This is a genomic window from Coleofasciculus sp. A1-SPW-01, assembly GCF_040217205.1.
In the GTDB taxonomy this organism is placed as follows: domain Bacteria; phylum Cyanobacteriota; class Cyanobacteriia; order Cyanobacteriales; family Coleofasciculaceae; genus Coleofasciculus; species Coleofasciculus chthonoplastes_A.
The window spans coordinates 1-22,661 of the sequence record NZ_JAVJNP010000133.1; the positions used below are offsets into that span (position 1 = coordinate 1).

Annotated in this window: 18 protein-coding genes and 1 pseudogene; 3 read left to right on the forward strand and 16 right to left on the reverse strand. The window is 46.4% G+C overall.

What is annotated here, in order from left to right; genetic code table 11:
* A pseudogene (locus RH949_RS20725) lies at positions 1 to 217 on the forward strand (glycogen debranching enzyme); the annotation flags it as partial.
* Between the two features lie 92 nt (positions 218 to 309).
* On the opposite strand, the gene RH949_RS20730 reads toward RH949_RS20725, so the two are convergent.
* The 5 genes from RH949_RS20730 to RH949_RS20750 all read right to left on the reverse strand — a co-directional run bounded on the left by RH949_RS20730 (position 310) and on the right by RH949_RS20750 (position 4,996).
* Positions 310 to 1,458 carry a hypothetical protein gene (locus tag RH949_RS20730; protein ID WP_446355812.1) on the reverse strand — a complete coding sequence of 383 codons (1,149 nt, stop codon included), beginning with the start codon at positions 1,456 to 1,458 and terminating at the stop codon, positions 310 to 312.
* A gap of 253 nt (positions 1,459 to 1,711) precedes the next feature.
* Positions 1,712 to 2,422: a ribose-5-phosphate isomerase RpiA gene (gene rpiA / locus RH949_RS20735; protein WP_446355814.1), complete on the reverse strand. Its 711-nt coding sequence runs from the start codon at positions 2,420 to 2,422 to the stop codon at positions 1,712 to 1,714.
* A 282-nt stretch (positions 2,423 to 2,704) separates the two neighbouring features.
* Positions 2,705 to 3,148 carry an RNA recognition motif domain-containing protein gene (locus RH949_RS20740; RefSeq protein WP_446355816.1) on the reverse strand — a complete coding sequence of 148 codons (444 nt, stop codon included), beginning with the start codon at positions 3,146 to 3,148 and terminating at the stop codon, positions 2,705 to 2,707.
* A gap of 418 nt (positions 3,149 to 3,566) precedes the next feature.
* Positions 3,567 to 4,256: a 16S rRNA (guanine(527)-N(7))-methyltransferase RsmG gene (rsmG, locus tag RH949_RS20745; RefSeq protein WP_446355818.1), complete on the reverse strand. Its 690-nt coding sequence runs from the start codon at positions 4,254 to 4,256 to the stop codon at positions 3,567 to 3,569.
* Positions 4,257 to 4,327: 71 nt separating this feature from the next.
* Positions 4,328 to 4,996 carry an ABC transporter ATP-binding protein gene (locus tag RH949_RS20750; protein ID WP_006106621.1) on the reverse strand — a complete coding sequence of 223 codons (669 nt, stop codon included), beginning with the start codon at positions 4,994 to 4,996 and terminating at the stop codon, positions 4,328 to 4,330.
* Between the two features lie 128 nt (positions 4,997 to 5,124).
* Here RH949_RS20750 and RH949_RS20755 point away from each other — a divergent pair, with 128 nt between their 5' ends.
* Positions 5,125 to 6,051 carry a Sll0314/Alr1548 family TPR repeat-containing protein gene (locus RH949_RS20755; protein WP_446355821.1) on the forward strand — a complete coding sequence of 309 codons (927 nt, stop codon included), beginning with the start codon at positions 5,125 to 5,127 and terminating at the stop codon, positions 6,049 to 6,051.
* Positions 6,052 to 6,188: 137 nt separating this feature from the next.
* On the opposite strand, the gene RH949_RS20760 is transcribed toward RH949_RS20755, so the two are convergent.
* Both RH949_RS20760 and RH949_RS20765 read right to left on the reverse strand, forming a co-directional pair.
* Positions 6,189 to 6,482 carry an SDR family NAD(P)-dependent oxidoreductase gene (locus RH949_RS20760; RefSeq protein ID WP_446355823.1) on the reverse strand — a complete coding sequence of 98 codons (294 nt, stop codon included), beginning with the start codon at positions 6,480 to 6,482 and terminating at the stop codon, positions 6,189 to 6,191.
* A 37-nt stretch (positions 6,483 to 6,519) separates the two neighbouring features.
* Positions 6,520 to 7,830: a pentapeptide repeat-containing protein gene (locus RH949_RS20765; protein ID WP_446355825.1), complete on the reverse strand. Its 1,311-nt coding sequence runs from the start codon at positions 7,828 to 7,830 to the stop codon at positions 6,520 to 6,522.
* A 378-nt stretch (positions 7,831 to 8,208) separates the two neighbouring features.
* Between RH949_RS20765 and RH949_RS20770 the strand changes: the two genes are divergently transcribed.
* Positions 8,209 to 8,484, forward strand: coding sequence for a TRADD-N-associated membrane domain-containing protein (locus RH949_RS20770; RefSeq protein ID WP_006106618.1), 276 nt, complete (start codon positions 8,209 to 8,211; stop codon positions 8,482 to 8,484).
* Between the two features lie 491 nt (positions 8,485 to 8,975).
* Here RH949_RS20770 and RH949_RS20775 read toward each other — a convergent pair whose 3' ends face one another.
* From RH949_RS20775 to RH949_RS20815, 9 genes are all read right to left on the reverse strand, one after another.
* Positions 8,976 to 10,733, reverse strand: coding sequence for a peroxidase family protein (locus tag RH949_RS20775; RefSeq protein ID WP_446355828.1), 1,758 nt, complete (start codon positions 10,731 to 10,733; stop codon positions 8,976 to 8,978).
* A 273-nt stretch (positions 10,734 to 11,006) separates the two neighbouring features.
* The gene (gene rimM / locus RH949_RS20780; protein WP_446355830.1) at positions 11,007 to 11,618 is read right to left on the reverse strand and encodes a ribosome maturation factor RimM; all 612 of its coding nucleotides are present in this window, start codon (positions 11,616 to 11,618) and stop codon (positions 11,007 to 11,009) included.
* A 189-nt stretch (positions 11,619 to 11,807) separates the two neighbouring features.
* Positions 11,808 to 13,823, reverse strand: coding sequence for a ribonuclease catalytic domain-containing protein (locus RH949_RS20785; RefSeq protein WP_446355832.1), 2,016 nt, complete (start codon positions 13,821 to 13,823; stop codon positions 11,808 to 11,810).
* 306 nt (positions 13,824 to 14,129) lie between these two features.
* Positions 14,130 to 14,345, reverse strand: a complete 216-nt coding sequence (rpsR, locus tag RH949_RS20790; RefSeq protein ID WP_006106620.1) for a 30S ribosomal protein S18 — start codon at positions 14,343 to 14,345, stop codon at positions 14,130 to 14,132.
* A 64-nt stretch (positions 14,346 to 14,409) separates the two neighbouring features.
* Positions 14,410 to 14,604, reverse strand: coding sequence for a 50S ribosomal protein L33 (gene rpmG / locus RH949_RS20795; protein ID WP_446355835.1), 195 nt, complete (start codon positions 14,602 to 14,604; stop codon positions 14,410 to 14,412).
* Positions 14,605 to 14,658: 54 nt separating this feature from the next.
* Positions 14,659 to 15,204 carry an RDD family protein gene (locus RH949_RS20800; protein WP_446355837.1) on the reverse strand — a complete coding sequence of 182 codons (546 nt, stop codon included), beginning with the start codon at positions 15,202 to 15,204 and terminating at the stop codon, positions 14,659 to 14,661.
* A 139-nt stretch (positions 15,205 to 15,343) separates the two neighbouring features.
* Positions 15,344 to 15,760, reverse strand: a complete 417-nt coding sequence (locus tag RH949_RS20805) for a hypothetical protein (RefSeq protein ID WP_446355839.1) — start codon at positions 15,758 to 15,760, stop codon at positions 15,344 to 15,346.
* Between the two features lie 342 nt (positions 15,761 to 16,102).
* Positions 16,103 to 16,861, reverse strand: coding sequence for a Uma2 family endonuclease (locus tag RH949_RS20810; RefSeq protein WP_446355841.1), 759 nt, complete (start codon positions 16,859 to 16,861; stop codon positions 16,103 to 16,105).
* 601 nt (positions 16,862 to 17,462) lie between these two features.
* Positions 17,463 to 22,325 (reverse strand): WD40 domain-containing protein, encoded by a 4,863-nt coding sequence (locus RH949_RS20815; protein ID WP_446355843.1) that lies wholly within the window; start codon positions 22,323 to 22,325, stop codon positions 17,463 to 17,465.
* Positions 22,326 to 22,661 lie beyond the last annotated feature (336 nt).

The following is a 22,661-nucleotide window of genomic DNA, read 5'->3' on the forward strand; positions in this document are numbered from 1 at the left end:
GGAGGGGGAACGAGTCATGGATGAGAGTTTCTTCATCTGCTTCAATGCTCACTATGAGATGATTGAATTTACGCTCCCTCCAGGATTGCAAGCCAGAGAATGGGTGGTGGTGATTGACACCGACAAGCCTCGCTTTGTCGAGGAGGAGATTAGCTATACCGAGGATAAGCCGATTCCAGTTACCGCGCGATCGGTGATGGTATTGCGACGGCGATAAGTTAGCTGTAGAGACGTTGCCTGCAACGTCTCTACTCAAATGAAAATTAAACCGCGCTCCCCGTGTATCGAATCAAGCGTAAAAATCATTATCTAGGGTTTTCTCAGACTACTAAGAATTTGCTTCCACGCATCAACAACGGTTCGTAAATCTGACGGCAAACTTTCATAAGACAGATCGTTAAACTTAACCGTACCATCCCGGCTCGTCACTGTGTAAGTGATGAAATCAGCACCGCCTGTGGTTGAGGGATAACTCAAATTCTTGAATTGGGCAAACTCCTCTAATTCGATCAATCGCTGAAACTGTAGCACCATCGGCGGCAGCACAAAAGCATCAACCTCATTATTCATATCCTCCTGTGGATCGATCATTACTCGCCCATCCCCATACAAAACTATCTCTCTGGTTTCCCCAGCAATACCACCTTGGCGAATTTCCCGAAACACTATATCTTGATTTGGCGGTAATGGAGGTGGTAATTCACGCTTAGAAATGGGTACAGGTTTAACACCTTGTTCCGGTAATGGGGGTAAGGGGATAAAATTCTTTGGGTCAAATAGCTGGACGAGAAAACCATATTCATCCGTTATATAAACCCATCGGTTTGTTCCATCACTCACCGTTATTTCCCATCCGGGAATTGTAACCGGGTTTTCCAACGAAGACAAACTGGATGTTTCATCGTCATACGCCCATTCTGCGTATTTAAACATGACAATCTCCAATTCGCTTGTGGATAATCTCGTCATCTCAGAGGCTTTTCTCAATACCGGATCAGTAACTGATGCAGGTAAACTTGCTGGAGTTCTATAGTCGTCTAACTTAACCAGTTGACCCCATTCATCCGTTAAAAAAACCCAATGGTTTGTTTCCGAACCAACGGTGACTTTCCAGCCTGAGATTATAATCTGATCACAAGCATGGGGATAGGTCGGGAAGTAACAGCCATATGCCCATTGCCAGGGTTTAAAGGTAACAATAGTTAGCGCCTCTGGAGATAAGCCTGTTGCTTTCGATACTTTTTCTAATAAAACATCAGCAACTTGATCGGGTAAGCGATCGCTTGTATTGATGTCGTCAGCTAATTCCTTAACGGGGACTGGAATAGCGCTGTTATCCGTAGCGATACTGCGATGGGGAAAAATGAACTGGCTCCCCCCAATTACAACACTGATTAAACTGAAAGCCGTTATCCCTTTAAACCGAGTCGTCCACCCATTTTTCTGCATCGGTTTCATTGCCAACGTCCCCTCATAAATTATCTAGAATTGCTTAATTTGTCGGGGCGGGTTGATAATCAAACCTTGTCTGGCAATATTTTAATTCGATTCAAACCCTGCACCCACAGTAACTGGTATAATCCAGTGGATGAGAGAATAGACGCTGGTAAGGTAACGGTTAGTTCCCCATCAGTAGATGTTATCAAAGAAAGGCAGATAGAACTCCGCCTTCCCCAATACGTACCGACGTTGAGCTGACAGGGATAACCGATTACATCTCGCGTACTAGCGGTTGACCATCTTTCACTTCACCAACTAGCACCACATTAGCCACACCGACGAATAAACCATTCTCTAAAACACCAGGAATATTATTAATCGTCTTTTCTAATTCACCGGGGTTATCAATCGAATCAAAGGTAACATCAATCACCATATTTCCCTGATCCGTTACCACGGGTCCCGCTTTCTTGACCCCCATCCGTAATTCGGGTTTGCCCCCCAATTTCTCGATCGCCCGCATCACTGGGGCATACGCCATCGGAATAACTTCTACAGGCAGTTTAAATGTGGAACCCAGCCGCTCAACCAGCTTACCACTATCCACCACCACAATAAATTGGGCGGCGAGAGAATCCACCACTTTCTCACGAGTATGCGCGGCACCACCGCCTTTAATCAAATTCTTTTGCGGATCAACTTCATCAGCGCCATCAATGGCAACATCAATATGATCCACCGCATCTAAGCTGGTTAAAGGAATACCATGCTCTTTAGCTAACACTTCTGCCTGAAATGAGGTGGGAATCCCTTTGATATCTTTCAGTTCCCCTTTTTTGATGCGATCGCCGATATACTGAATCGCATACGCCGTGGTTGAGCCTGTACCTAAGCCAACAATTGTCCCGGATTGCACCCGTTGGGCCGCTGCTTTACCGACTTCTTGCTTCATCACCTTAACCGGGTCAGTTTCTGCACTCATACTAAAATGTCCTTCTTGGTTATGAATTACTGGGGATGGGCCTTATGTCATCGTTGGGTTAACGATGCCCAGATTTCAGAATGTCACCCCAGAAGTAAGGGTATCATTGTCGGTCGGTCTTTAGCGATCACCATTGCCTGAAATTTGGCAACAAAGACGGACACGGCAAATTGGCAGCAGAAAACACTGCGTTTACCGTGTCCTACGGTTAGCGCGGGTTGTCTAACGCCGCTTTTGTCGCTAGACGAGTTCAGTGGGTTTGGCTTTTGATTTAGAGCAACTCTAGGAATTATTCGGTTGCGCCGATAAAAGTTCCTTGAGTTTTGCCAAATCATCCGCCCACCGGGGGTCAGGTTGAACTGAACCCGAATCGGGTGTTGGAGTATTCCGTTTGGATTTTTTACCCCCTCCCCGACGTCCAGAGGCACCACCACCACCCCCAGATGGGCGAGCTTCCTCCTCATTGGAACTTTTTGACTTGGGCTGGGCTTTTTCGATTTTCAAGGCGCTGTCTTTAAAGACGTGACCGTTGAATTTCTCAATAATTTGCTCAGCCAACTCATCATTGGGAACGGTGACAAAACCAAATCCGCGACATTTCCCCGTTTTGCGATCTTTAATCACTTTGGTGGAAACCGATGGACTAGCTTCGGCAAAAATGGCTTGCAGTTCATCGCGATCAACGGGTTCTTTTGGCAGGTTGCCAACGTAAAGACGAACGGACATGAAGGATACCTCCAGATGTGATTGAAATTTAAATCCATGAGCATACACCAGCAATTGGATTGAAACAGGATAGAGGAAAGGATTGAACGATTTCTACGTCCAGATAATTTTCCACTGATCCTGACCAACCTCAACAGCACAGACTGATGTAGTAAAATCAAACTCTTTTGACCATTTACACGGTTTAGCTACGACCCCTTTGTGAACTCCGGGTCGTCATATCAGGTTTGAAGCTAATGCTTTGGCTCGTAACTCTAATTATTACAGAATATTTACACTATTGTTAACCTAACACGAGTTGCCGCAGGCAAGCTAGTATATCAGAAAGTTTGGGGTCTTTTACCAGATGTGAATGATTTAGCCGCTTTGTCAATGCGGTGAAGCTGGGAGAGAAGAAATTAAATGAGGACTTGAGGAGTTATCCGAGCAGTATGGGGGCTCGTAAGTACAAACAGTGGCGGATGCTATGAGATAGGGGTGTGGTAAAGGATTCAACCGATGCGATCGCGCCCCCTAATGATTCAACCTTCCCCTTCAACTCATCGGTTTGATCTTCACTCCAATGTCCTCGATATAAAATCCCTAAACCCCCTGGATTCAGGAAGGGTAACGCATAGTCCGCACAAGCCGATGCCGAACCCACAGCCCGAACCAGGGCGATGTCATACCGTTGGTGATGCTGACGGTGTTGTCCAACTTTTTCCGCCCGACCCAGTACAGTTGTAGCATTAGGGATGGCTAACTGGGGAATCAGGGAATCGAGAAAGGTAATTTTCTTGCGCGTCGAATCGAGTAATGTTACCGAACTTGAGGGAAGCGCGATCGCCACAGGCAATCCGGGAAATCCTGCACCTGTACCAATATCAATAATATTTAGCGGTTTCTCCTCCCCTGACAACAGGGAAGCCACACCTCGCAGTGAATCCCATAAATGCTTTTCCCAAAACTCATCCGGTTGGGTGATGCGGGTTAAATTCAACTGGCGATTCCCTGCCAAAATTCCAGCATACAGACGCTGAAACTGCTGGTGTTGACTCTCGGTAGGTTGCCAATTTAAGGTTTCTTGCCAAACCTCAACCATTTCCGGAAGCAATTGTTGATCGTTCATCCGACTGTTTTCTATTCCCTGTTCCCTGTTCCCTATTGCCTATTGCCTATTGCCTATTGCCTATTGCTTCTCTAATGACTCGTAACCGCCGCCTTTTGTCCCAGACTCGCCGGGTCAACCGCGTTCAGTTCACCCTGTTGGATTGTCCAACAGGAGTCAGCAATTTGCAACAACTCCCCTGCATCATGAGTCACCACCAGTAATGTCCAATGGGACTTGAGTTTTAAGAGCAAATTCGCTAACTGGCGGCGCATTGACCAATCCAGTCCCGCCGTGGGTTCATCTAACATCAATACCGTTGGTTGACGAATCAACTGCACCGCTAAGGCTAAACGCCTTTGTTGACCGCCACTGAGCGCATGAGGAGAGGTATATAGCGAAATATCACCCAATCCCACTTCAGTTAAGGCTTCCTGAACCCGTTCTGCACCCAGTTCTGGGTGTCCCATTCGCAATTCCTCTAGTACCGTACTCCCACAAAAATGCCGTTCGGGAAACTGAAACACCAATCCGGCGAGTTGTTGTAAGTGATCAGGAGTTAATCCTTGTTCACCCCAGAATATATCACCCGATGTGGCTTGGGCTAAACCTGCCAGAATCTCCAATAAGGTCGTTTTACCCGATCCACTGCGACCGATGATCAGTCCGAGTTGTTGCGGTGCTAGGGTTAGAGTCAAACCTTTTAAGATAGCGGTGTGGGTAGCGGGGGGGTGATAGGTTATATTTTTGAGATAAAGCATCCAAATCTGTTGAGCCAGAAGATGTTCGGATCTTCTTCATTGTGGCATCGATTGTCCCAGAATTGCGGACGGAACCTCCAATTCCCGCCAACGTCGAACGTTAACAGACATTAGTTGTAGTTAAGACGATGAATCATTGGTTGCCAACCCCCCGACGAACTGTAAACGCCTTAGCTGGTGCAGCGATTATGGTTGTCAGTTTTTGGGTGACTCCGAGTTTAGCTGGCGATCCCTTTCGTCCCAGTAATCCCCGCAATATTGGCGATAAGACAGAAGCAGCATTTAAATCGATTTTTAAACAAGGAGATTATAAAACCGCCAAGAACTACCTCCAGCAAGCTGAAGCCAGTGAAGGAACTGATCCGTTAATCTATGCCATGCTAGCCGCGATCGCGTACACTGAGCGAGAGTTAGAAACCCTGAATACTTACGCCACAAAAACTCGAACCACGGCTGAACAACTGATTACGTCTGATCCACTACGCGGTAATCTTTACACCGCCGTCGGTCACTTTTTAGAAGGAACCTATAACTTTGAGAAAGAAGGTCCGGTTAGAGCGCTGAGTAAATTACAGAAAGTCTTTCAATATTTAGACGCCGCCAAAGATATTGATGGCACTGATCCAGAGTTAAACTTACTCACGGGTCACATGGATTTGATGTTAGCCGTTAATGTTCCCTTTGCTGACCCGGCTGATGCCATTAACAAGTTAGAAACTCATGGTTATCCCAAGTATCTGGCATATCGGGGGATAGCTGTAGCCTACCGAGATTTGAAAAAATATAATCAGGCGATGGATTATGTCGAACGCGCTTTGGCAATGACGCCGGATAATCCCGAAGTCTTATACCTGAAAGCCCAAATATTAGTGCATCAAGATCAACCGGAAGCTGCTCTAGACTACTTTGAAAAAGCATTAGAAAAACGGAAACAACTTCCCAATTATTCGACGGGTCAAATTGTCTACGAACAGTGTAAAGCGCAAGAAGAGGTTGATAATATTGATCGGGATTGTCGAGCGCAACGAAATCGCGCCAGAGAAGGTAATTACTGAGGAGAAGCTGAGGGAGGGGCTTGTAGTAAGCACTTTAGTGCTATAACGCTTAGCTGGAGAGGGCTAAAGCCCCTACTACGAACCAAATTTATCCCACAATTTTAGCTGTGTCCGGTGCATACATGGAGATTCCCGCATTATTCACCAATCCCGCGTTGGCGGAGCCTGTTCGTTGAGAACGTATCGCACGCCTCTCGACTCACCCCCTGTTCGATCAGGTTTTGACAGGCTTCTGGGTTTGTGACATCCGTCGGAACCGCGATCGCTTGACCCCCGGCTTTTAAGCAGTCGTCAGCCGTTTTCATCAGCGCCGCCTGATTTCGTGCGGCTAGGACTAAATTGCTCCCTTGTTTGGCGAGTTTAATCGCTAATGCTTGTCCAATTCCAGCCGAGGCTCCGGTAATAATAAAGGTTTTATTGGTTAATGTCATTAACTCAAAATGCTAAAGTTACTGAAAAACTCTTAAGTCAGCGACGGCTCAAAACCCTAGAGCGATCGCCTGGAGAGTCCTCGAAGATAGCTCCGCGTCGTTGCAAGTCGAGTTTCATTTCTTCAGTCAGCCCTGAGTTTTCATTAAACCGAGCCTTCTTCACATCAGCACCACTCAGGTCGGCACCACTCAGGTCAGCATCACTCAGGTCAGCACCGCTCAGGTCAGCTCCTCTCAGGTCAGCTCCTCTCAAGTTGGCATTTCTCAGGTTGACACCATTCAGGTTGGCTAAAATCAGGTTGACACCATTCAGGTTGACACTACTCAGGTCGGCTTCTCTCAGGTTAGCTTCTCTCAGGTCAGCTCTTCTCAGGTCAGTATTACTCAGGTCGGCTCTTCTCAGGTCAGTATTACTCAGGTTGGCACTACTTAGGTCAGTATTACTCAGGTTGGCACTACTTAGGTTGGCAGAAATCAGGTCAGCACCGCTCAGGTCAGCACCGCTCAGGTCAGCACCGCTCAGGTCAGCACTACTTAGGTTGGCAGAAATCAGGTTGGCTAAAATCAGATCGGCACTACTTAGGTTGGCAGAAATCAGGTTGGTATCACTTAGGTTGGCACTACTTAGGTTGGCATCTCTCAGGTCAGCACCACTCAGGTTGGCAGAAATCAGGTTGGCAGAAATCAGGTTGGCACGAATCAGGTTGGCACGAATCAGGTTGGCACGAATCAGGTCAGCACCACTCAGGTTGGCAGAAATCAGGTTGGCACGAATCAGGTCAGCACCGCTCAGGTCAGCACCGCTCAGGTTAGCACGACTCAGGTAAGCTTCACTCAAGTCGGCATCGCTTAAGTCAGCATTACTCAGGTTTCGATTCTTAACCTCGCGCCTGACAATATCTTCTACTAAACGCCACTTATCGTTTTCGTCATCCTCTGAGCTTTCACTCAAAACTTGAATGTCCTCAACCGTAAAACCGTTTAATTCCTTGATTTCTCCTGATTGAAAATTTAATAAAAGTTTTTTGATATCCTCTTGAGAACCCTCGACGACTAATTTAATACTGCCTGCTTGAATATCAATTATTTTAATAGTATCTCCCGAATAGGTTTTGAGAGCTAATTCTAGAAGTTTAAGGTTAGGGGCTGAATTTATATCCCCTTCTAAGGTAATAACTACCTTAGTTTGTTGACTGTCTTTGTCTAGAACGGTTACTTGACGCCTAAGCGTTTGCATCGGTTCATCCCCCTCACTCCCCTCATTCGACTCCGAACGACTGCAATCAGACTTCTTTAGACGAACAGGCGTTTCATCTCCGGAAATCTCCGCCGTTTCTCGCCAATTCAATTCCAATTCATCACATATTTTCTTAAAGGTATCAACCTGAATAGGTTGAAAATTAAAAAATTTTGTAACTGTACTTCGTGATAAAAGCCGAGATTTAGCAAAATTTGTTTTTGTCTCAAAGCCTAGACGGATCAAAGCTTTCTCTGCCTTCTCTACCCCTTGTGGAGATGCGCGAATAGTTATCTTCCTCTTTTTGGAGCGGCTATTATCCGTCATAATCTGGGGAAACTCAAGAAGCGATCGCTTACTCCATCACAACTAGGGCATAGGACAATCATAGAGAAATCACAAGTGATTGGCAATTAAATCATTGTGTAGTCTGGGTTTCAGGGATTTAGAGCCATATTAGAACTATGAAGTTTAGGCACAACGAAACCGATGAATGACAACCTAACCCCTAACTCTGACTCCACCATCGAACTGATTATTGCCCAAGAACGATTACGCCAAGCCCGTCAGAGTTTTAACCTGGCTCTTATGACAACTACAACTTGCATTCTAATCAGTTTTGCGGGAGTTGGTCTTGTCCTCCTGGGCAAAGCGAATGAGGGAACTATCACCGCGACTGGGGGTCTAGCATCGACTGGCTATTGTCTCAAGCTGTCAAAAGATGCCAATGATAGACTCGATAAGCTCAAGGGGCGGGTAAGATAGCTAAAAAGTAAATAGGGGGTAGGGTGTCGGATGTTAGGTGTTGGGAAACTCTTCAAGCCACCTGTAGGGACACGATATTATCGTGCCCCTACCCTAAATGACCTGTGTGCTTAAGTCCGACACTTATTTTTTTGCTCCCGAACCGCCAGAACCGACAGGGAACAGTAGTGCGAGCATCTTGCTCGCTACCCATTCCCAATTTAAATGCGTGACAGCTTAATAAAGGTTTTATTGGTTAATGTTTTCATCTTAAGATATTAGCAGCACTGAAAAACTGTAACATAAGCGACCCGGGCGGGTTTTGTTGTTCATTGATTGGGGAATAGCAGAATTGATTCCCTAAACCCGCCCCTACAATTGACTGGCAATAAATAATTCGGATTACTGAATAGATAGGTCGTAGGTTGAGTTGACGCCTGTTACAGCAATTTCTGGTCTGATGCGATACCTTGATCAGGGCGCACGTCTGTGCGCCCCTACAGGATGAACCGCTATATTGATTGGGAATGTCCTTTGTTGGTGGATTGGCGCTGACGTAATTGTCCCAACGTTCCGCCAAAAACCCCAATTAAAAACAATCCGAATAGTGCGGAAGGTTCGGGTACATCTTTGGCGACAATAAAGGCATTATCCTGAATCGTAGTAATATCCGTATTGCGAACAATAATATCCGAAAGCCTCGTATCGCCAATATCCGGGACTAAATTCAGGAGATCCTGATCAGCCAGATAAAAGAAGCGATCGCCATCCTGTAAACGCTGGAATTGATCGGAGATAATCACATTGAACAATTCGCCAACCATCCCGCCATTATAGGCGTCTTCAGCAATTCCCCCGATCCACAAATCAACTAAATCAATATTATCTTGACCATCGGTTGTGCCGTAAATATCTCGGAAGCGCTGGGCAATTTCGGCGTCGGATGTAATTTGATCGAAACTCGTGTATCCGCCTAACCCCAACGCCTGACGCGCTTCATTATAACTGGGAAGTCCGTGATCGCGTCCCCGTTGAATATTTACAGCGGCTAAATCCAGTCCCCCGTTCCCAGCCGGGAAGAGGAAATTGCGAACATCATCGACTAAAAAAGCATCCACGGTTTGCGCTTTCTGAGAGGCTAATCCCAACAGCAAGGAATCAATTCCATTCTCGGTAATTTCTTGAGGTTTAAAAAAACTATCTCTCAATGAAATACTTCCCGCTGATGTACCATCATTGTTGATCCGTTGCAATTCTGAGGGTAACATCGTGTGACCCACTCGGTAGGCGGCGGTGGAAAATTCGTTGCTGATACTGGGGTTTACCGTTTCATCGTAGCCACTATAGGGATCAATTGCTCCTTCACCCAAGAGTAAAGGCAGAAACTCATTATAGGTAATTGCCTGAATTTGGGCGCTGACAATCCGGCGGGTGGTTTGATAGATATAGTCATCTACAGAAAGTTCCGCATCAGCGGCTTTTTGAGACGTTGTTGGATCAGCGGCAATTTCATCGGCTAACCGATTGTGTTCCCGGACAAAAAGTGTGTGAACGGCTGTTAAGCCAATCTGTTCATTTGACCGCACATCCCCGGCGATAAATAGATCTTCAGCATCAACACCAAAGGGATTGGCATTCGGCAGATTTGCAGTATTGAATATTAACAAATTACCCGCACTGGTTTTGAGTTTTCCGCTGTCTCCTGTGCGTAAAAAATTCGCTCGTTCTATATCAGAACCATAGACATTTGACCCATCAATATACGCTGTAATCGCGTTTACCTGTTGGCGGGGATTATTACTATCTGTACCCGTTCCTGGTGCGGCGACATTTCTGTTAAAGGGAATCTCTGAGCCAGGGGTAAAGGTTAAATCATTCTCTGGAACGATGATGGGTAAAGGTTCTGCACCTTCAGGCGGATCAGTCAAGTCGATGTCATGATCCACGAATTGTCCCCATTGCCATAGCCAATCGCTGGCGTGGAAGGGATTGGGGAGTGATTCGGATTGAGATGCGATCGCGTTACTGATGGCGCGAGGGTTGGGGCGATTCATCCCCGCAGGCGCGGAAATCCCATCACTGTAATCAGGTTCGAGGAGGCGAATCAGTTCAATTTCGGCTTCACCCCAGGTGGGATTATCTAGGTTGTTGTTTGACCCATCAATCGACCGAAATTCTATGGCTTGGGCGGGTAGGGATACGGCAAATCCTAACGTAGCAAAACTGGTTAGAGTGAGAAGCGTTTGACGGATTTTGTGAGCAGTCATCATGGTTAAATTACACCTTGATAGTTATGAAAGAACTGAAAAAATATGGCTCAGAAAGTACCTGAAGGTATCAACTTGCAAAATTCAGTTCTACTTATTACTCTCGATCAACCCACCAATTTTATGCAAAATGCGAAAGATTGTTATATTTATTTACAAAAGAAATCGGGATTTACCTGTTAAGGGCAAACAAGCGTTGAGTATTCGTAAAACTTTATCAAAGCTTCATAAAACACCGGGACAAATTTACAAAATCTTATAATTACCTAAATTAAGCTATAGCAAACCCTGAGGCGGTGTAATCTCAATCCGACCATTTTCAAGGTCTACTACTGGGACAATTTCATCAACAAAAGGAATCAAAACCGTTACGGGTTTGGATGGTTTTTTCCTAGCTTTCCGTTGCTTACTAATTCTGTTCGGGAGGGGCGCTTCCGGTTTAGCTGGGGTTGGTTCAGGTTGATGGTGGAGTTTAACTTCTAAAAGCATATTTCCCGCCGGAATCACATTCACCACGACGCCGACAGCTTCCCCAGTTAACTGGTTAAAAACTTCTAAATCTAGCACATCTAGGACATGATATTCATTCTCCCCCAATTCCGGGCGATCGCTCTCTGGAACCAATAGCGTTGCATCCCTTAAGGCTTCGGCTTGTTCCCGGTTTTCTACCCCAGCCAGTTTCACGACATAGATTCCTTTACCTGGAACGTAACGCCCTCCTAATAATTCCACAGGTTGCGGTTGGCTATCAACGGATTGCTTTAACCAACGTTGTCCCGATTTCTCGAAGCGTTCGGGAAAATCTGAATTGGGATAGACGCGCAGTTCTCCTTTTAATCCTTGAGGAGCTACAATTCTACCAATTTCTAGCCAGTCGTCATTTGTCATTCGTCATTTGTCATTTGTCATTTGTCCTTGGTTGAAGATGACTTGCACTCTATAGGGGCGGGTTTAAAGATATCTGGGTAAAAAGCTTCCCGTTAATGGTAAAACCCGCCCCTACAACAGACATTTCACCGAAACTTTCCCATCTCCCTCATCTCCCGCTGCTACTGATAACTGATAACTCCCTAACTTCTAGGTAGCAGCAGGTTCAACCGCCTGATCCATCAGTTCTCGAAACTGAATCACATCTTGACGTGGATCGGCATGAGTCACCTGAACATCTAAGCGATCGCCTAGTCTAACGGATCGCTTAAACCGCATGACTAACTCTAACCCTAAATCTTCCAACAGAATCAAACCCAAGTTATCATGTTCACGTAACCAACGCAGCATTAACGCTTGCCACACTTGATCCGGGTGACGCCGTAAATATTCCAATCCCCAATAGCGATTGGTTTGGCGTTCCACCATTGCGGCTTCTGATGCGGCTGTAGTCACGCCCTGCATGGTTTCTTGCAGGTATTCCGCTGAAAAAGGTAAGGGATCACCGCGCAAGTGAGCTTTTAGCTGAAAATGATTCAGCAAATCTGTATAACGACGGATAGGAGAAGTGACTTGGGTATAAGTTTCCAAACCCAAACCTGCATGACGCAGGGGAGTGATACTCATTTCACTGCGAGGCATACAGCGCCGCATGGCACAGAAGCGCACTGGACCTGGGGGCAATACCAGCAGTTCTTCATCAGAGGGCAGTTCCGGCTGAGGTTGTCCGCGAAAAGGGAGGGGAATTTGATGGCTTTGACCGTAACGTCCAGCGACTTCCCCAGCTAGAATCATCATTTCTGCGACCATTAGCCGCGCTTGGGAATCCTCTAAAACCTGAATAATGATCTCATCTTGATCCCGGACTTTAATCACCGCCTCTGGCATGTGGATACTAATCGCACCCTGACTTGACCGCCATTCTTGACGACGCTTTGCCCATTTCGCGATCGCGGCTATTTCCGGTTCTGCCTTCACCCCCAGTTCCAACATTTCATCCACATCTTCGTAGGTGAGGCGATAGGTGGGTTTAATCAGACTAGGGTGAATTTTGTACTCTTGAACACTGCCATCTTCATCGAGGATTACCCCGAAACTTAGTGTTGGGCAAACTTGACCCTCCACCAAACTCATCGGACCCGTTGCCAGTTCAGCGGGAAACATGGAAATCATCCCCGTCGGCAAATAGAGTGTTGTACTGCGCCGTCGGGCTTCCCGATCAAGTTCATCGTCGGGTCTGACTAAGCGGGTTGGATCAGCAATATGAATCCACAGACGCTCTTTTCCATCATCGAGTTGTTCTAAACTCAACCCATCGTCGATTTCTGAGGTACTCTCGTCATCAACGGTGTATACCTTCAAATGAGTTAAGTCTAAGCGGTCTTGATCGGGGTCGGGAGGTGGAGAATCCAGGTAGTGTTGCACCAAGTCAAGCACCTCACGACGAAAGTGAACAGGGTAAGATGAGCGCCGCAAAAACAGATTCTCGTGAGGACTCCATAAGCCTAAGTCTACCAACAGATCGAACGCCGCTTGGGGAGTTTGCGGGCGATCCAGAGTAGCTAGTATATCTTGGGCTGCACGAGAGGTATTTTCTGGATAAAGGACAAACCGTTCTAGGAGTTCAAAGCGAGTGCGATCGCTCTCTTGCCACTCTACCGCTTCGCCATTGAGTTTCTGCTGAGTGCGGGTTAAAAATTCTTCTTGCTCTCGCTGCTTCGATTCTGCGGCTAGTTGCTGATGTTTAATTTCAGCCACTTTCGTAGCTGGACGCGGTTCATAGCTATCGGCTTTTTGTTTAAAGTAGAGTTTGTCGTCTGATAGCAAGCAGTGAGCCGCATAACATAGGGATGGGTTTTGGTCAGAAAATAAAAGCTGTGCCATTTCCGCACAGGTTACCGCTTTTCCCTCTTCCACCAGCAATTCCCATGCCACTTCGAGGCTGGATGGATCGAGATAGGGTTCGATTTGGCTGAGAAAGTCGGGAATTTCTGAGACGTCAAATTTACCATCCTGGACTTCGTAGGTAACTTGCCGGGGATGAAGCGTGTGAGATTGACCCTGTTCGTCGATAACCGTCCAGCGTGTTTTGCCATCTGGACGGTCTACAATCGCTAGATGACGATCGCCTTGCACACGAAATTCGATAAGTGTTCCTTTTTCCACCAGCTTTGCTAATCCCGGTCGTTTATCTTTAGTTTTTCACTAATCCGGCGATAGGTTTCCCACGCTGCAACTTTGTATTCAGCGTGGGATAAATCGCCAGTAATGCCCATATAAAGTGGCATTGCATCCAAATTGGATGTGGTGTTCCTCGCCAGAGTTATCACACTCTAAATCTAGTCTAACGGGTGATGGGATGATACCAAAATCATTAGACGGGGTATCAAAGGATTCAATCATTTGACACCACCGTTTAGTCAGATATCGATTATCTCACCACTCCTCACCCTGAGCTTGTGTTGAGCTGCATCATCCCTCTTTGTTGACGAAAGGCAATAATGCTAAAAGGCGAGCGCGTTTAATCGAGCGGGTCAATGCCCGTTGTTGTTGAGACGTTAGACCTGTAATCCGACGTGGCAGAATTTTACCGCGTTCGGTAATGAATTTGCGGAGTAATTCCACATCCTTGTAGTCAATGGGTTCTCCCGGCTTGATTGGAGAAAGACGTTTGCGAAAGTAGGTCATGGACAGTTCTTAGGGGTTTGTGGTCATCAATTTCAGTTTAGGATGCATTGCCATTGTTACATGGCTATTTAATTTCTTTATGCACCGTATGCTTATTGCAATGAGTGCAGAACTTTTTCAGTTCTAGCCGCCCTGTGGTATTGCGGCGGTTTTTCATCGTGGTGTAGCGAGAGACACCATTTGTGCGCTTGTCTGGGTTCGTGCGACACTCTGTACATTCTAAGGTTATAACCAGTCGAACACCTTTCTTACTTGCCATAGTCTTACGTCTAGTAAATTAAATCAGGGCGTGAGTGAATTTAAACACAATCTCTTATTTTTGCATACGACGCCGGATTTGGGCAACCCATCGCTTTAGACGCAGATCCAGAGAGAACCCACGACGGGTTGGAATCACCAGGGTTTGGGCAATGCGATCGTGAAACGCTTGCTGTTTTTCCGGTTCCGATAAAGCGATGCCACAATCTACCCCTAATGGGGCAATTAACAGCAGCATGGAGAGCAGCATGGAGATGCCATTCGCCAAAACGTTGAAGCCAAACATGGCTAAGAGTGCACAGACACCCAGAATGCCTTCTCGTTTGGTTAGTGTCAATAGCCCTGGAAGTTTGCCGTATTTAGCATCCAGCACTTTCATATCCAATGCCCAGCGTCCTAAACTCTGACCCTGATTGCTCGATACCAATACGACGCGCATCCCTAACCACAGTGCCATAAACACCAACACTTGCAAAAAAGGATTTCCACCCGCCATCGAACTAACCAACCAAACAGCGACAAAATCAATGAGGAAAGCATAGAACCGTCGCTCTATTGGCACTTGAGGAAAGCGCTTGTGTATTGGTTCAAGTTCATACATGGTTAGGGTTAAGTTTAGGGCTGATGCAGTCTTTATTAATTTTAGCGGATTTTGCGAAGTGCAATCGTTAGGTCAAAAGCAAGCTAAACTTAACTTTACCCTAATCCACTAATAAATAAAACACAGATTAGACTTCTTTCTAATGTTCAACTTCCTGACGCAATCGCCTAATTATACTGGCGCGACTAATGATTGTCGCTATGCCATCATCAATTTGCACAAACACTTTGCCTGAAAAAATATTACGCAAAGCCGGACGTTGATATACCACAAAATCATCGATTTCTGACTTGGGTTCAAAGTCCATATCGGATAAGGTTTTATTGAGGGTTTTAGTAAAGGCTTTTTTATTCTTAAACTCTAGAGAAAAAGTCACGCTGCGATTGAAATAAGCCCCCACTAATCCGGCGACTAAACCGAGCGTAATACCGTAACGATATGGAAGGGGTTGAGTTAAACTTAGACCTAGCACTTGCGAGGCTAAGACAGCCACAACCAGAGTCATTCCTGTAAAATAATAATAGAATGTCGCCCAAAAACCAGGACCAAGCTGCATATAGTAACCTCTAGAAATTCAAATCAGGATACAATTATTTATCACAGGTTCCGGATTGTCAAGATTTATTTAAACGGCTCTCTTTGCCATATCTGGTTGGGGTTATTGGTGTCCAAACGAGCTTGCTCTTGCTCCTTGGCTTGGAGTCCTCGCATCACGTTCGCGGCGAGTCTAAGCTGTCATGCATTTAAATTGGGTATTAGTAGCGAGCAAGATGCTCGCCCTACAAGGATTTCACCATTATTGACATTAAGGTTTAAATGCCGAACAGCTTATCGGCTTGCGATCGCAAAAGGACAAATGACAAATGACGAACCGTTAGCTTTTATTGTGTCCACCGACTTACAGCGTTTCCGGTTCTATGCCTAAAGCCTTGAGTTGTTCTCGCAGACGTGCATTTTCCTGCTCGGCTTGGTTGGCTCGTTGGCGTTCTTGTTCGGCTCGCTGGCGTTCTTGTTCGGCTCGTTCCTCCCCCGTCAACAGCAAGTTTCCCTCGCTATCCCACCACCGCAACCAGGGAAGTTCGGCGTTTTTGTAGTGTCCTTGCCAAATGCCAAGTTCTACTCCTAGAGGTGAAATCGGGTAGTGTCCGCGATCATTAGCTGGTAGTAAATGGTAGCGCCCCTCGACCAGATGATAGACTTCTACACTGGATCGGGTTACTTCGTAAATACCGTAGAAAGGGACGTGAATGGCTTGTTCGTAAACCCAGAATTTCCCTTCGTAGGGAGTGCGATCTCGTTCGTCCTGACCATTACCAGAGACAAATTCTAATACGATGAGGGGAGAAACGATTTCCTGCCAAAGCACGTAGGAGCGCCGCATTTGACCCTCAAGAGTCGGTGGTACGTTGGGAACATAAAACCAGTCGGGGGCTTCGGCTCCGCGTTCGGGTGGGTCGGTTAAACGCCAGTAGATACCGCTGTCTTGACCGATACAGTAGCGCTCGTCGGGGTGCAGTTGTTGGAGAATCGGCTCGATGGATTCGGTTAATAGAATGCTTTGAGGATGTTCTTGGAAATTTTTCACAAACGTACCATCCGATTCTGGGAGTTGGGTGTGATCGGGTAAAGTTGTGGGGAATTCAGATATGGCTTTCATAGTTTTGATGCTAACTTCGCCTCTTTGTCATTATTGTAGGTTGGGTTGACGTAAGGAAACCCAACAATGATTGATCTTGGCGAACTGTCGGGCTCTCTACAGACAGTTGTTCCAATACTTGCATAAGCCAATCTTGACCACAACTTTACTCATCCAAACTGAAACCAATCCCTTAAGGATTTCGCTACCCGCGATCGCGCCGATGACTCGCGAGGAGTTCTAGTAGGGCGGCTAAAAAATCGCGGAAAGTTTAAGAAAGCCCTCAACTAAAGTTGGGGCTAAAAGCTTAAACCCGTTGAAACGGGTTCAAAGATTCCCCTAGTGCAGCTCGGTAAAAATACTTGAGCAGCTTCATAGATACGATGAAGTAGGGGGAGCAGAGGGAGCAGGGGAAGCGGGGGGAGATATTAGCTGTTCAGTTATTTCTGCCTTCTTGCACTAGTAAGCTCGATTCATGCCAAAAACCGTAATCAGCAGGCTCGGAAAAATGAAGCAACGGGTCAATTGTAGGGGCGGGTTTAGGAACTAGCGCTAGCTTGTTACTAATCAATGAACAACGAAACCCGCCCTATTCAGAAATAACCTTTCAACATTAGCTATTTCATTTTTCACGGGCGATGGGTTGGCAAAGCTCACGGTTACTCTGTTTAACATCAGGATTATGATTGAGATAATCTTGCAGCCAATTGCAACTTTTTGCTAACAGTTCCTCCAAGTCTAAATTCCAAACAATTGCGGTATTATCTTCAGTACCGACAGCTAATGCCTGACCATCCTGACTCCAATTTACACTCGTGACGCGCCCCTCCTCAGCTTCCCATGTTTTCACTAAAGTGTCATCTAGTCGCCAGATTTGTACCCGATTATCCCAGCTTGTTGTTGCCAGAATATTTCCTCTAGGACTAAACTCAACCCGCGCCACACTATCGGTAGATCCTTTCAGGGTTGTTTGCAGTTCACCCTGGCGATTCCAGAGTTTGACAGTATTGTCATAACTAGCTGACGCTAATAACTGAGAGTCGGCGGAGAAGCTAACATCTAACACCCAATTACTATGACCTTTTAAAGTTTTCAACAATTGTCCCTGACGATTCCAGAGTTTGACGGTTTGGTCATCACTAGCAGACGCCAAGATCTGACCATCGGGACTAAAAGTTACCCCATTGACGCGGGATTGATGTCCTTTTAAGGTTTTCATCAAAACTCCATCTCGTGTCCAAAGTTTAATCGTTTTATCTCGACTGGCGGAGACAAGGGTTTGCGAATCAGGACTAAAACTGACATCCAACACCCAATCCTGATGACTGCTCAATACCTTAATCAAGTCTCCCTCTCTATTCCACAGCCGAATCGTACCATCTCGACTGGCTGAGGCAAGGCGTTCCCCGTCAGGACTAAAGCTAACACTATAAATTCGTTCCGTATGTCCGGTTAAGGTGTGCAAAAGTTGACCAAAACGATCCCAAATTTTGACAGTTTTATCGTTACTCGCCGTAGCTATCCGTTCTCCATTGGGAGAAAAGGTCACATCTCGCACATCATCATCATGCCCGCGTAAAATGAGCTGAGACTGTTGCCGCAGTTCCCAAATTTTGATGGTTTTATCATAACTGGCAGAAGCGAGGACGACGGGAGTTGCTAATGTGTCTGCGGTTTCTTTTGCTTGTTTTGTGGGACTAAAACTGACAGCGGTTACTCTATCGCTGTGTCCTTTAAAGGTTTTCAGTAATTTACCATCACGATTCCACAGTCTTACCGTATTATCGGCACTTGCTGCTGCAATTAACTGACTGTCAGCGCTGAAGGTTACGTTTAATACCCAGCGTTCCGGTTGGGAGAGGGTTTTAATAAGTTTACCCTGAGTATCCCACAATTTCACGGTGCGATCATCGCTAGCTGAGGCAATGAATTTACCATCGGGACTAAATGCCACACTGTTAACCTTACCCTGATGTCCGGTGAGCGTTTTCCATAATTGACCGTCTTTTGTCCACAATTTGATGGTTTGATCGCTTCCGGCTGACGCTAGCATCTCACCATTGGGACTAAAGCTAACCCACTGCGCTGCTTTTTTATGGGCTGAAAGGGTATGAATTAACTCGCCATCCACTCGCCACAGGCGCACCGTACCATCCGCACCTGTGGAGGCTAGGTGTTCACCGTCGGGACTAAACCTAACGCTATAAACATAACCTTTATGCCCTGTCAACGTTTGGACAAGGGTGCCATCCCGACGCCACAGCTTGACTGTACCATCCCAACTACTGGATGCAATTAGCTGACTATCTGGACTAAAGGAAACACTGGTAATGCTATCTTGATGCCCTTGCAGAGTCGTGACTAATGTACCATCAGGACGCCACAATTTTACCGTGCGATCGCGGCTGGCTGAGGCAATCAGTTCTCCATCAGGGGAAAAGCTGACATCCCAGACGATATCACTATGTCCTTCTAACCGATTTCGCTCGGTTATGGAGTCTACGGCTTGAGAGAGGGCGGCAATCACTTGTAGGTGGGTATCGGGTTTAACCCCGACAGCAACCTGCTTAAGCTGTCTTGCGCCTCTGAGCGCTTCCAGCAGCGCATCAAACTCTTTTCCAGAAGCAAATAGGGCTTCTGAGGAAGCACTAATCGCCGCTAGTTGGGCATTAAAGGTTAGAGTCGCGGCGCGTCGGCGTTGCACCTCAGCCCGCCATCCTAACCCCCCAGCCGTAACCGCCAGCACTGCCATTGCTGTACCGACTGCGATCGCCCGGAGTCGCTGTTTGCGAACTCGTAAGAGTTCCATCTGACTGTGCTTCAGCCGTGTCACCAGTGTCTGCTTACGGCGTTTTTTGTAATGGTGACGGATGGGGGCGACTAAGTAATCGTGAACTAGCTGATATCGATCCTCGGGTTCGTCAGGTAGGCGAAATAACAACCCTGAGCCGACTAAAATCTCCAGAATTAGGGAAAGTGAGGATGGCGGGTTGACAACGGCGGGGGATGGTGTATGTCCCATATCTAAGTCTTTTGTCCCGGATTCCAACTCAATTTGAGTTTTCAAGGGACGAGTTCCTCGGTCATCTGTCAGTGAAAATAAGACTTGCCAAACTGTCTCTTGATTTTCAGATCCACAATCAGCAATAGCATTCAAGAGCCAGCGTTCGACTAAAGTGGCTTTCGGATTCGTGCCTAAGGCTTGGTATTGCGCCAGAGTGGTAATTTTCTCCGTTTGCAGTTGCATCCCCACCACCTGTAATTCAATCAGTCGCACGCTTTCGGTGGGTGAGGCTAAATCCTGAACTAGGGCATCAATTAGGGCGTCGTCTAACTTAAACTGAGACCCTGAAGCCAGAGTGGAAATGACATTTTTCGCTTCCCGTGGGGACAAATCCCCCAAGTGGTAGCGAAGTTGTCGATCCAGAATATTGTTGTTAATCGCACTCAAATTCGTGTAGCGTTCGCATTCAAGCAGGTAATGCAGGTAATCTTCCCGCAGGGATAAAATAACTTTGACAAAGGGAAGATTCAGACAATGCTCTAAAAATTCATAGAACTGGCGTCGCTGTTCTAATTCCGTACAGACGAAAAAAAATTCTTCAAATTGATCAAAAATTAGCACGATCAGGATATTCCCATCAGCCGCCTGCTGTAATTGATTGACACAGGTTGCCAGTTGGCTTAGGGGTTGGGGATCTAACGCCGTATCCGATGAGGGATTAGGGGTACAGCCTAAGGCATGGTTGAGTTGTCGAGAAAACTCTGCTTGCCAATCGCTGTAGACTTTCTGCACCACGGGGATCACCTCTCTAGCACTAATCGTGCGACTCTCTAAGGCAGGGACTAATCCGGCGTGAATTAAAGAACTTTTACCCACCCCAGAGGAACCATGAATTACCGTTAGTTTGTGATCATTGCGGCTGAGGCGTTCCAAGAGTCGATTTACATCCGGCAATCGCCCAGCCGCCGCTATTTCCAGGGGCGATAATTGTGGTTGGTGTCGCCCAGAGAGTAAGGGTGCTGCACCAAGAAAGGTAAAAAAGCCATACTGTTGTTCCAGGGAGCGTTGTTTTTGCTTGAGTTCAAAGGCTCGTAGGTATTCCTGGTGATCGAAGTAGAGCGATCGCAGTTCTTGGAGAATGTCCAGATAAAGCTGGGGAGACTGATGAGGCGCGTTTGGCAGTAACCCCTCTACCGTTAACGCCGCCTCTAAATCCGCGATCGCCGCTGCTGATTCCCCCAGTTGACGCTGGGCTTTGGCACGGATCAGTAAGTACCATCCCTGATGCTGAGGTTGAGATAAGTGAGACTGATCCAAAATATCTAACGCTGTTTGGACGAAGACTTTGGCATCCTCCCAGTTGGATTCTTCTAATGCCACCGCTGCCAAAAAACCATAAGCTTGGGGTAATTGAGCCACATTGTCTTGGGTTTGAGACTGCGCCAACGACTGAAGTGCCAGCGCTTGTAAATCTGCCCAATTTTGCAAGTTTTGCAGCACTTCACCCAGTTGAATGGTTAAGTGGGCAACCCAATCCAAGCGTCCCGCTGTTGTAAAGGCGTCAATCCCTGCTTGCCAAAATTCTCTAGCTTTCTCCCAACTTCTATACTTATGACTTGGGTGTAATTGAGCTTGACGACAATAACACCAACCCAGATGACACTGTAAGATGCCAATCCGTTCTAAGGATTGTTGATCAGCGCCATCGGAGATAGCACAGGTAATCTGTTGCCAAACATCTAGACTCCGTTGATACTGTTCCAGAGCCACCTCAATCAAGTCATGTTTAAAGGCATCTCTGGCTAAAATAAACTGCCATGTCGCATAGTGAGCAGGTTCTAGATTCACACCACGCCCCTGCAAATCTCGTAATGCGGATTCGAGTTCTTGACGACGCTGACATCCCGGCGACAGCTTGAGCGCTTCGTTGGACAAAAATTCACCGACACTTTTCTCTAAAAGCGTGGTAAACAGTTCCTCAGTTGTGTGTTGCCATAAGTCCAACAACTCGGCGGTTGCCAGTTCAAATTTAATCGACGTTGCCGCCCAACTCTTAAAATCAGGAGCAAATCGGGCTAATTTGTGGAGTAATTCATCAGTGACCCATAAAACGATAGGAAAGCTAAAACTTTTCGGAAATTCGTCGCGTACCTGATTGGTAGAGATTAAGACTGGATCAATTGCGGTCACGGATTCCAGACCAAATACGAGCAGGACAGATAAGTCCTCTTTCGCGATCGCGTCTAGGATAACCGTATATAAGGTTTGACTGGACTCTTGAAGCACTAACTGTTTCAAGGGAATTCCTGTCAGCCCTTGGAGTTGCTGGCACATCGGTTGTTTGCAGCACTCATAGTTGCAGCGGACTAAAATCAGGGCAAATTGTCCTTCCGACAGGGTGATTGCCCGAGCCAGGGTAGATAGTGAACGCTCATTGGCTAAGACTATTTCTTCGGCTCTCTCTCTCTCTTTCTCCTTCATTCCTATCAAAATGTGACTACTCCTAGGTGGCTATCGTCGAGTAAGCTGGTGTTAATAAGGGACTTTAAATACAAAGGCTAAAAAACAGAAAACCAACCAATAAGACCTCTATTGGCTTCGGCGGATGGATCTGCTATTTTAATGACAGATCTTTTATTAAAGCGTATCTTTGATAAGATAAAAGCTATTTATTGAGAAATTTAACCCACTTCTAAAATCACAACTTAGACGCAGACAATTTAACAAGTTTTAATAGAATTAAACAGTGAGATCAACTGATAAAAATCGTGACAAAATTTTATAGTAAATGTGACTTGGATCACTGATTTGTCATTC

Excerpts from the sequence above, each read along its gene's own strand:
- RH949_RS20730 (WP_446355812.1), bottom strand. The coding sequence starts at position 1,458 with ATGAAACCGATGCAGAAAAATGGGTGGACGACTCGGTTTAAAGGGATA.
- rpiA (WP_446355814.1), bottom strand. The coding sequence starts at position 2,422 with ATGAGTGCAGAAACTGACCCGGTTAAGGTGATGAAGCAAGAAGTCGGT.
- RH949_RS20740 (WP_446355816.1), bottom strand. The coding sequence starts at position 3,148 with ATGTCCGTTCGTCTTTACGTTGGCAACCTGCCAAAAGAACCCGTTGAT.
- rsmG (WP_446355818.1), bottom strand. The coding sequence starts at position 4,256 with ATGAACGATCAACAATTGCTTCCGGAAATGGTTGAGGTTTGGCAAGAA.
- RH949_RS20750 (WP_006106621.1), bottom strand. The coding sequence starts at position 4,996 with ATGCTTTATCTCAAAAATATAACCTATCACCCCCCCGCTACCCACACC.
- RH949_RS20755 (WP_446355821.1), top strand. The coding sequence starts at position 5,125 with ATGAATCATTGGTTGCCAACCCCCCGACGAACTGTAAACGCCTTAGCT.
- RH949_RS20760 (WP_446355823.1), bottom strand. The coding sequence starts at position 6,482 with ATGACATTAACCAATAAAACCTTTATTATTACCGGAGCCTCGGCTGGA.
- RH949_RS20770 (WP_006106618.1), top strand. The coding sequence starts at position 8,209 with ATGAATGACAACCTAACCCCTAACTCTGACTCCACCATCGAACTGATT.
- RH949_RS20775 (WP_446355828.1), bottom strand. The coding sequence starts at position 10,733 with ATGATGACTGCTCACAAAATCCGTCAAACGCTTCTCACTCTAACCAGT.
- rimM (WP_446355830.1), bottom strand. The coding sequence starts at position 11,618 with ATGACAAATGACGACTGGCTAGAAATTGGTAGAATTGTAGCTCCTCAA.
- rpsR (WP_006106620.1), bottom strand. The coding sequence starts at position 14,345 with ATGACCTACTTTCGCAAACGTCTTTCTCCAATCAAGCCGGGAGAACCC.
- rpmG (WP_446355835.1), bottom strand. The coding sequence starts at position 14,604 with ATGGCAAGTAAGAAAGGTGTTCGACTGGTTATAACCTTAGAATGTACA.
- RH949_RS20800 (WP_446355837.1), bottom strand. The coding sequence starts at position 15,204 with ATGTATGAACTTGAACCAATACACAAGCGCTTTCCTCAAGTGCCAATA.
- RH949_RS20805 (WP_446355839.1), bottom strand. The coding sequence starts at position 15,760 with ATGCAGCTTGGTCCTGGTTTTTGGGCGACATTCTATTATTATTTTACA.
- RH949_RS20810 (WP_446355841.1), bottom strand. The coding sequence starts at position 16,861 with ATGAAAGCCATATCTGAATTCCCCACAACTTTACCCGATCACACCCAA.
- RH949_RS20815 (WP_446355843.1), bottom strand. The coding sequence starts at position 22,325 with ATGAAGGAGAAAGAGAGAGAGAGAGCCGAAGAAATAGTCTTAGCCAAT.